Origin of the sequence: Nocardia asiatica NBRC 100129 (assembly GCF_000308415.1) — a bacterium.
GTDB classification, from domain to species: Bacteria; Actinomycetota; Actinomycetes; order Mycobacteriales; family Mycobacteriaceae; genus Nocardia; species Nocardia asiatica.
In genome coordinates this window covers 1-1,085 of sequence record NZ_BAFS01000113.1, presented here as the reverse complement: position 1 = coordinate 1,085, position 1,085 = coordinate 1, and the positions used below count along the sequence as shown (strand labels likewise).

The following is a 1,085-nucleotide window of genomic DNA, read 5'->3' as shown; positions in this document are numbered from 1 at the left end:
GTGGATTCGGGCAACTCGGCGGCGATGGCCGCGGGCTGGCCGTGCGGCAGGCCGAGTAAGGTCACGTCGTGGCTGGCCAGTTCGGCGGCCGTCGTGCGTGCGTGCACCCGGTCGGCCAGCGGCAGCAGATGCGGCTGCACTCCCCCCAGCGCGGTGCCCGTGTTCGAGCCCGCGGTCAGCGCCCGGAGGTGGGAGAGGCCTGACCCGAACGGTGTTGTATCGGCGGTATCACTCCCCCGCCGCTTCGGCGGCCCACGGGTGTTGTTGGCGCCTGCGTGGCGGCGTTATTCGCAGCAGCCGACAAAGTCACCCACTGCGGGTACCTTTTCGGCTGGTGAGGCTGAAAGGGTGCCCAGTGTGGGTATATTTCTCCGAAAATGTGTACAAGGTGGGTAGCTCTTTGGTCTTGACGCTCTGAGTGCTCGTCTTGGAGGCTTGTAGCGGGCGGAGTGCCGAATCAGTTGAGGTCGGGCAGATTTCGTCTTCGAGGCCGGACGGTTCTCGTCATGACACTGGCAAGCGCGTTGGGCGCTGGGAAGCGTGGCTCCTGCTCGGATAGCGGTTGTCGAAGCTGTCGCAGGCGACGAAACGGCCGCCGCCCGGACTGTCGCGAGTGAGGAATCGAAGCGTGAGCACAAGGTCTGAAGAATGGTCCCCTCGGCGAGTACCGGCAGGCTGGGGCGTCCCGAAAACTGAGCCGATGTCTTCGGTGCACGGTTTCCCGTCGGGTGCTGCGAGCGCCGATAGAGAAATCAGTGCGCAGTTCGAGCCTGCTGGTGGTGTTGTAAAGGCATCATCATCGAGTTCTCGGGAGGTTCGACGGTTGGGGATTCCGTTTGCCTTTCCTGTCGAGTTGCCTGTGCCACCGATGGGCGAATTCACCTGTGCGACGACAACGATCGATCCCGCAGGCCGGTTGGGTGACCGGTCGGTGATCAAACGCTTGGGATGGGTTGCTGGGCAACCGGTATTGATCGAGCCCAGCCAGGGACTGCTGCGGATCCGAGCTGTCGCCGAGTGCGAGTCATCGGTCGCGGCGAACGGCTACTTGTTCCTTCCGGTCTCCGCCCGGCGCGCAGTGCGCC

General features: G+C 64.2%; 1 protein-coding gene and 1 pseudogene. One reads left to right on the top strand and one right to left on the bottom strand.

Translation table 11 applies throughout. The annotated features are described in order from the left end of the window. Nucleotides 1–185 (bottom strand): annotated as a pseudogene (locus ON27_RS44690) (N-acetyl-gamma-glutamyl-phosphate reductase); the annotation flags it as partial. A gap of 515 nt (nt 186–700) precedes the next feature. Between ON27_RS44690 and ON27_RS44315 the strand changes: the two are divergent. Further along, nucleotides 701–1,085 (top strand): hypothetical protein (locus tag ON27_RS44315; protein ID WP_218002976.1); only part of this gene is annotated, 385 nt, incomplete at its 3' end.